Origin of the sequence: Jatrophihabitans sp., assembly GCF_051960575.1 — a bacterium.
Lineage (GTDB): Bacteria > Actinomycetota > Actinomycetes > Mycobacteriales > Jatrophihabitantaceae > JBQCEE01.
On sequence record NZ_JBQCEE010000300.1, the window covers coordinates 1 to 6,697 of the forward strand.

Here is a 6,697-nt window from a genome sequence, read left to right on the forward strand (position 1 = left end):
AGACGGCTGGCCCGCGCCGCGGCCGGTGACGTCGTCGGCGCCGGGCCCCGCGCCCGGATGCGGGTGCTGCTACCGCCCGCCTGAACGTCAGCCGGTCGGATCCGGCAGCTCGGGGTGACCCGGGACGGTGCGGTACACCGTGTTGTGCCCCGCGTGCTCGAGCACCCCGTCACGCGTCAGGGCGTGCCAGGACGCCGCGGTCAGGCCGTCCGCTCCGCCCCGCCAGATGATGACGGCGTCGCCCGAGCGCAGGTAGCGCACCAGGTCGTCCTGCCACCGCTGGTTCTGCGAGCGAGCGGTCGGCCCGCCCGGTCGCGGCGCGTCAGGGCCGTAGGTGCGACCGGTGACGTCGACCCAGTTGCGGCACCCGTGCTCGAGGTCGCTGGTCAGCACGTCGAGCTCGATGAGGGCCATGGGGGAGTCGGACATCACGCACCGCTCGCCGCGCACCGCGTCGGCCAGGTCGGAGCGCCCGGTGAACGGCACCGGGCCGTCGAAGTCGGTGCGCACGGACGCGGCCGTCGCTGCCGCCGCGACGACGAGGAACACCCCGGCCGGCACGAGGGCGGCCAGGCGCGGTCGCCGGTCGGCGACGGCGCCACGCACAGCCCGGGACGACGGCACGGCGGCGGCGCCGACGGTGAGCGCGAGCGCGCCGCCGAGGTAGTCCTTGTAGAAGCCGAAGTACGACGGCGCCGCGAGCAGCACCAGCAGTTGCAGCACGAGCAGGCCGACGGCGGGCCGTCCGGCGGGCAGCCGGGTGGCCCGCGCGACGACGGCGACGAGCGCCAGCCCGACGACGAGCTCGAGCGCGACGCGCGCGCCGCCGGTGACCAGCCCGGACGGCGGGATGTCGGTGAGGTCGACCAATCGCCCGGCGAAGCCGGTCGACGCGCGCGGACGCCCGAGCTGGTCGCTGACGATCGAGGTCCACATCGCGCGCGGCGAGGCGAGCAGGAACGGGCCGTCGACCAGCAGCAGCCCGGCGCCGGCGCCCAGCAGCACCCGCAGTGCCGGTCCGCGGCGGCCCGTGCGCACCGCCAGCCAGAGCACCACCGCCACGACCGGCACCGACCACCAGATCTTCACGCAGGTCGTCGCGCCCAGCGCGGCACCGCCCAGGACGAGCGCGCGGGACGACCGCAGCCGGCCCTCCGCGTCCGGTACCACCAGCAGCAGGCCCGTGAGGAACAGCACGGCGCCGAGCGGCTCGAGGCGCGCCAGGTACTCGGCCTGGACGACGCCGAACCAGAGCGCGTAGGTCAGGCCGGCGACCAGCGCGGCACGCCCGAGGCCGATCCGCCTGGCGATCCGCGTGACCAGTACGGCCGCCAGCGCGCCGAGCAGGGCGAAGGCGACGTTGGCGACGGTGAACGCGACCTGGTCGGTGACGATGTGGGCCAGCGCGGCGAACGGCGCGAGGGCGAGTAGCACCCCGGGTGGGTGGATCAGGACGAAGTCCGTGTACGGCATCCGGCCGTGGATCAGGGCGTCCGCGCCGGCGAAGTAGACGGCGGGGTCGTACCCGAAGCTGCCGCGCCAACCGCCGTGCACCAGCACCGACAGGCGGGCCGTCGCAGCGATCACCAGGACGACCAGGTCGACCGCCAGACCGCGGGCGCGGAACCGGCGCGCGATGGACCCCACGTCCCGACGGTAGGAAGGGTCCGCTCGGATCCGTAGGCCGACTGACGTGCTCCTCAGCTTGCGGTCACGGGAGCGGGTCGAGTCACAGGCAACACAGGGTAGGCATACCTAACTTCCTCGGTTACCGTGATGGCATGCGACGCGACGACACCTCCACGCTGGCCGGCACGGCTCCCGGCGTCCCGGTGCGTCTGGCCTCGGTCGACCTGACCGGACCCGTGCGGCTGCGGCTCGCCGAGTTCGGGCTGCGCCGCGGTGCGCTGGTGACCGTGCTGTCGCGCGCCGCCGGCGGCGGCCGGGTGGTCGGCGTCGACGGCAACCGCATCGCGCTCGACCGCGGCACCGCGAGCCGCCTGGGCGTGACGTCCCCCGACGCCGACACCCATCGCGTGGCGTGAGCGCCACCGAACAGCGCACCCGCCGGGCGCCGGTCGCGTCGTGTCACGGCGACGGTGGCGCGGCCGCGGCGGTCACCGGCACGGTCGTGGCCCTCGTCGGCGCCCCGAACTCCGGCAAGTCGACGCTGTTCAACGCCCTCACCGGCAGCCGCCGCACCGTCGGCAACTGGCCGGGCACGACCGTCGAGGTCGGCCGCGCCGTCTGGACGCCGGCCGAGCGCCCGGTCGACCTGCTCGACCTGCCCGGCGCCTACAGCCTCGACGCCTGTTCGCCGGACGAGGAGCTCACCCGCGCCCTGCTCACCGGCACCGACGTGCCGGACGTGACCGTGGTCGTCGTCGACGCCGCGCACCTCTCGCGCAGCCTCTACCTGGTCGCCCAGCTGCGCGAGTCGTCGCAGCGCCTCGTCGTCGCCCTCACCATGGCCGACGTCGCCGCCCGTCGCGGCGTGGAGGTCGACGCCGCCGCCCTCGGCGCCGCGCTCGGCGTGCCGGTGGTCGCGGTCGACCCGCGCCGCCGGCAGGGCGTCGCCGCCCTCGCCGCGGCCGTCGCCCGTGAGCTCGGCGGCTGTCACGCGCCGGCCGCCCGCCACGTCGCCGAGCGCGACGTCGGCGACGAGCTGGCCGTCTCGGACGAGCGCTTCGCCTGGATCACCGCCGCGGTCGACGCCGGCACCACCCGCCGTCCCGCGCCGCCGACCCGCACCGAGCGGATCGACCGCTGGGTCACCGCGCCGGTCGTCGGCCCGCTGCTCTTCCTGCTGGTGATGTGGGGCGTCTTCGAGACCACCACCGCGGTGGCCACCCCGCTGCAGGACGCCGTCGGCAACTTCTTCGCCGGCCCCCTCACCCGCGGCGCGACCTGGGTGCTGCGCCACGTCGGCCTCGGCGGCACCTGGGGTCAGCACTTCGTCGTCGACGGGCTCATCGCCGGTGTCGGCATGCTGTTGAGCTTCGTGCCGCTGATGGTGCTGATGTTCGCGCTGCTGGCGCTGCTCGAGGACTCGGGTTACCTGGCCCGCGCCGCGGTGGTGACCGACCGGGCCATGCGCGCGATCGGCCTGCCGGGCAAGGCGTTCCTGCCGCTCGTGGTCGGCTTCGGCTGCAACGTGCCGGCGATCAGCGCCACCCGCATCCTCGGCGACGCCCGGCACCGGATCATGACCGCGCTGCTCGTCCCCTTCACGTCGTGCAGCGCGCGGCTCACCGTCTACGTGCTGGTGGCGACCACGTTCTTCCCGAACCATGCCGGTTCGGTCGTCTTCGCGATGTACCTCGCGTCCATCGTGATCATCGTGCTGTCGGGCCTGGCGCTGCGCCGCACCCTCTGGCGCGCGGTCGGCAGCGAGCCGTTGCTGCTCGACCTGCCGGCCTTTCAGCGCCCGACGCTGCGGCTCACCGCCGCGGTCACCTGGGTGCGCGTGCGGTCCTTCCTGCGCACGGCGGGCGGCATCATCGTCGCCACGGTCACGGCGGTCTGGCTGCTGCAGGCGATCCCGGTGCGCGGGGGCGCCGGGTTCGGGCACGTCGCCCCAGACGACAGCCTGTTCGCCGCGCTCGCCCGCGCGATCGCCCCACTGTTCGGGCCGCTCGGGTTCGGTGAGTGGCACACGGCGGGCGCGCTGGTCGTCGGGTTCGTCGCCAAGGAGGCGGTGATCAGCTCGTGGGCGCAGACCTACGCCGCCGCCGACCCGACCGCCGGGCAGTCGCCGGGCGAGTTGCAGCAGCACATCACGGCGGCCTTCGACGCCTCGAGCAGCGGCGCGACGACGGCGGCGGTGTTCGCCTTCCTGATCTTCCTGCTCGCCTACACGCCGTGCGTCGCGACCGTCGCCGCGCAGGTGCGCGAGATCGGGCGGCGCTGGACGGCGTTCGGCATGGTCATGCAGATCGGCGTGGCCTGGGGGCTCGCCGCCGTGATCTTCCAGCTCGGACGGCTCGTTCCGTGAGGTCACCGCTGCGTTCGGTGCTGGACGCGATCGCCGACGGGGCGCGGTCGCGGCACGACCTGGTGACCCGCACGGGGCTGCCGCTCGACGTCGTCGACGCGGCGGTCGAGCACCTGGTGCGGATCGGCCGGCTCGAGTCGACCGAGCTGGCCGCAGGCTGCCCGGGCGGCGGGTGCGGATCCTGTGCCTCGGGGGTGGGGGACACCCCGGGGTGCGGCGCGTCCGGCCCGTCGCCCGTGCGCAGCGGGCGCGCGCTCGTCCAGATCGGGCTTCCCGGGCGGCGCTGAGCCGCTCGGCGCCGGCGGTCAGACCGCCTGCAGCACCGCCTTCAGCACCTGCTCGACCTGCGGGCGCGGCAGCGCCTTCGGGCCGACGAGCACCTGGCGCTGCACGAGCCCGTCGAGGACGGTGACGAGGACGTCGGCCTGCTTGGCGGCGTCCTTGCGGCCGAGCCCCTCGAGCACGCTGGTCGCGAAGGCGAGCGCCGCGGTGCGCGAGGTCCGCAGCTTCGTGGCGACCTCCGGGCGGCGCTGGGCCTCGGTGAGCAGTTCGGCGCGGGCGCGGACCAGCGGGCGCACCTTCGCGGCGCTGAGGGCCGCGACGTACTCGGCGAGCCCCTTCGCGGCGTCGGCGATGTTCTTGCTCGGCAGCCCGCTGCGCTTCTGCGCGGCCGCGGCGGCGGCGTCGTCCTGCTCGATCAGGGCGTCGACCGCGGCGTCGAGCAGGGCGGCGCGCGACGGGTGGTAGTAGTTCACCGAACCCGACGGCAGCCCGGCGGCCTGGTCGACCGCGCGGTGGGTCAGCCCGCGCACACCCGCCTCGGCGAGGACGTCGAGGGCGGCGCGCCCGATGAGGTCACGACGGCTGGGAGCAGTGGCCATGCGATCACGGTAACCCGACACCCGGCATTTGTCTCTACAGCCGTTGAGCGGTTGTGATCTCAACACCTGCTGCGAGCCGGCCGGGTGGGCGGTGGACACTGGGGCGGTGGGATTGCCGCGTATCGAGGTGCTCGCCCTGGGCGGCACCATCGCGTCCGTGCCGGCGGCCGCGGGGGAGGGCGTCACCCCGCGCCTCTCGCCGGACGACCTGCTCGCCTCCGTGCCCGGCGTGCGCGCGGTCGCGGAGCTGCGGGTGCGGACGTTCCGGCAGGTACCGTCCGGCGACCTGACCTTCGACGACATCGCGGCCCTCGCCCGCGAGCTGAGCACGGTCGACGCCGACGGTGTCGTGGTCACCCAGGGCACCGACACCCTGGAGGAGACGTCCTGGCTGCTCGACCTGCTCTACGCGGGCGCGATGCCGGTCGTGCTCACGGGCGCCATGCGCAACCCGGCGCTGCCCGGCGCCGACGGCCCGGCGAACCTGCTGGCCGCCGTCCGGGTGGCCGCGTCGCCGCTCGCCGCCGGGCTCGGCCCGCTGGTCGTGTTCGACGACGAGATCCACCTGCCCCGCTACGTGCGCAAGACGCACACGGCGAGCGTCGGCGCGTTCGCGTCGCCGACCGCCGGGCCGGTCGGCTGGGTGGTCGAGGACCGCGTCCGCCTGCCCTTCGTCCCGCGCCGCCGCACGGCGCCGCACGATCCGGGCGCCCTCGTCCCGCCGGTGCCGTCGGTCGGGCTGGCCCTGATCGGTCTGGACGCCGACCTGCCGCCCACCGCGTCGCTCGCCGGGCTGGTCGTGGCCGGCTTCGGTGGCGGCCACGTGCCCGGACGGCTGGCCGATGCCCTGGCCGAGCTGGCCGGTCGCATGCCGGTCGTCCTGGCCAGCCGCACGGGTGCCGGCGAGAACTACCGCGACACCTACGGCTTCCCGGGCTCGGAGCGTGACCTGCTGGCGCGCGGGCTGGTGAGCGCGGGCGGCCTCGACCCGCTCAAGGCCCGGGTGCTGCTGACGGTGCTGCTGGCCGAGGGGGCCGCCCCCGACGCGATCCGGGCGGCCTTCGCGGCGGCGGGCGACTGACGACACCGGGACCGAAGGCCTGTCCAACCGTCACCCGTTGTTCGCCCCGCCTTGTCCGGGCGGTCGGGCGGGCGCACGATGATCGGGTCGGGCGGTCAGGACGAAGCGGCGGCCCGGACATCGCCGGGGGGCATCTGTTGATCATCGACGTCGCACGCTTGCGCCGCCGCACGTCCGAGGCGCGCCACCGGGCCGGCGCGTCGTCCGGGATGGCACGGCTCCCGGTCCTCGTCGCAGCCGGCGCCGTCGCGATCGCCCTGCCGGTCAGCGCGCCGGCAGGCAGCGACCCCGGGCGGGCCGCCGCGCGGCCCGCGACCACCTCGTCGTCCGTGCCGACCTCCGCCGCGCCGGTGGTGTCGGCGGCACCGGTGCTCGGCGCGGGCCTCGACACGCCGCCCGTGCCGGCGCCCGTCCAGGGGCTGCCGGTGACCCTCGTCCGCGACCTGCACCGGCCGCCCGCAGTCGCCGCGTCGGCGCTGGCCGCCGACGGCATCCCGGCGACCGCGCTGCTCGCGTACCAGCGGGCGGCGGCCGCAGTCGACGCGGCGAGCCCCGGCTGCCATCTCGGCTGGACGCTGCTCGCCGGCATCGGGCGGGTCGAGTCGGACCACGGCCGCTTCGCCGGCGCGACGCTCTACACCGACGGCCGGTCGGTGCCGAAGATCATCGGCATCCCGCTCGACGGCGCCGGGACCGAGCGCATCCTCGACACCGACCACGGCGTGCTCGACGGCGACCCCG

6 protein-coding genes and 1 pseudogene are annotated in these 6,697 nt (G+C 75.7%); 5 read left to right on the forward strand and 2 right to left on the reverse strand.

The window, feature by feature from the left end; genetic code table 11:
- Positions 1 to 87: 87 nt before the first annotated feature.
- Positions 88 to 1,647 carry a hypothetical protein gene (locus tag ACTHMS_RS16625; protein ID WP_440307777.1) on the reverse strand — a complete coding sequence of 520 codons (1,560 nt, stop codon included), beginning with the start codon at positions 1,645 to 1,647 and terminating at the stop codon, positions 88 to 90.
- A 134-nt stretch (positions 1,648 to 1,781) separates the two neighbouring features.
- On the opposite strand from ACTHMS_RS16625, the gene ACTHMS_RS16630 reads away from it, so the two are divergent.
- Genes ACTHMS_RS16630 through ACTHMS_RS16640 form a run of 3 tightly spaced genes read left to right on the forward strand, consistent with a single transcriptional unit; the run spans position 1,782 to position 4,281 of the window.
- Positions 1,782 to 2,045 carry a FeoA domain-containing protein gene (locus ACTHMS_RS16630; protein WP_440307778.1) on the forward strand — a complete coding sequence of 88 codons (264 nt, stop codon included), beginning with the start codon at positions 1,782 to 1,784 and terminating at the stop codon, positions 2,043 to 2,045.
- Complete coding sequence (feoB, locus tag ACTHMS_RS16635) at positions 2,042 to 3,994, forward strand: ferrous iron transporter B (protein ID WP_440307779.1); 1,953 nt, start codon at positions 2,042 to 2,044, stop codon at positions 3,992 to 3,994. The genes ACTHMS_RS16630 and feoB overlap by 4 nt, the downstream gene beginning before the upstream one ends.
- Positions 3,991 to 4,281 (forward strand): FeoC-like transcriptional regulator, encoded by a 291-nt coding sequence (locus tag ACTHMS_RS16640; protein ID WP_440307780.1) that lies wholly within the window; start codon positions 3,991 to 3,993, stop codon positions 4,279 to 4,281. The genes feoB and ACTHMS_RS16640 overlap by 4 nt, the downstream gene beginning before the upstream one ends.
- Positions 4,282 to 4,299: 18 nt before the next feature.
- Here the strand turns inward: ACTHMS_RS16640 and ACTHMS_RS16645 are convergent, their stop codons facing one another.
- Complete coding sequence (locus ACTHMS_RS16645; RefSeq protein WP_440307781.1) at positions 4,300 to 4,875, reverse strand: TetR/AcrR family transcriptional regulator; 576 nt, start codon at positions 4,873 to 4,875, stop codon at positions 4,300 to 4,302.
- Positions 4,876 to 4,996: 121 nt separating this feature from the next.
- Between ACTHMS_RS16645 and ACTHMS_RS16650 the strand changes: the two genes are divergently transcribed.
- Together ACTHMS_RS16650 and ACTHMS_RS16655 are read left to right on the forward strand one after the other, a co-directional pair.
- Positions 4,997 to 5,956, forward strand: coding sequence for an asparaginase (locus tag ACTHMS_RS16650; protein WP_440307782.1), 960 nt, complete (start codon positions 4,997 to 4,999; stop codon positions 5,954 to 5,956).
- Positions 5,957 to 6,093: 137 nt separating this feature from the next.
- Positions 6,094 to 6,697: pseudogene (locus tag ACTHMS_RS16655) on the forward strand (hypothetical protein); the annotation flags it as partial.